This window comes from Paenibacillus forsythiae T98, assembly GCF_000520735.1.
Classification (GTDB): Bacteria; Bacillota; Bacilli; order Paenibacillales; family Paenibacillaceae; genus Paenibacillus_AQ; species Paenibacillus_AQ forsythiae.
In genome coordinates this window covers 1-635 of sequence record NZ_ASSC01000425.1, presented here as the reverse complement: position 1 = coordinate 635, position 635 = coordinate 1, and the positions used below count along the sequence as shown (strand labels likewise).

The following is a 635-nucleotide window of genomic DNA, read 5'->3' as shown; positions in this document are numbered from 1 at the left end:
TCCCCCACTTTCTCATATTATGCAGGTATTTATAATCAAATTCCCAAACCCTTAGGAATGTTAAAACGGCATGCCTACCCAGCGAGGGACTTCTAAGCATGAAAAGCCCCCGATTTACGGGGACTCCTCAGCAATATTCTCGATCCACATATTCCCCATACTTCTCCATTAACGTTAACATCGCTGCTTCTCCACTGGAGGACATAATTTCCTCCACGCATCCCTTTTGGATAACCTTCTGAAGGACTTCTCCAGTCAAGAGCAGCGTTAGCGGCAATCGATTCAGTGAAGTATACTTTCCCACTATCTATGTGCGTTAAAGAAACAGAGACTGGTGAACTGGCGTGGTTTACCATATAAAGTTTAAGATGACCATATCCCGTAGGTACGACAAAGGAATTTGGCACCGATGTGCTTCCACCTGCAGTATAGTGAAAAGAATTGCCGACTACCTGAGGGGTTATGACCGCTCCTGGAGAAGCGTTATCTATAGACTTGTAGACGCTAGACTTAGGGGTAGATTCATTCTTATGAGTTTCATTTGGCAAGGCCCAAACATTCGCCGCCATTGTTGCAAGAGCTAAAAATAAAACTGCAAAAAAAGCTCCTTTTTTCTTCATTCTTAATCCCCCACT

General features: G+C 43.8%; 1 protein-coding gene. It reads right to left on the bottom strand.

From position 1 onward, the window contains the following. Nucleotides 1–92 precede the first annotated feature (92 nt). On the bottom strand, nucleotides 93–635 hold a 543-nt coding region (locus L692_RS31835), incomplete at its 5' end, for a hypothetical protein (RefSeq protein WP_232238788.1).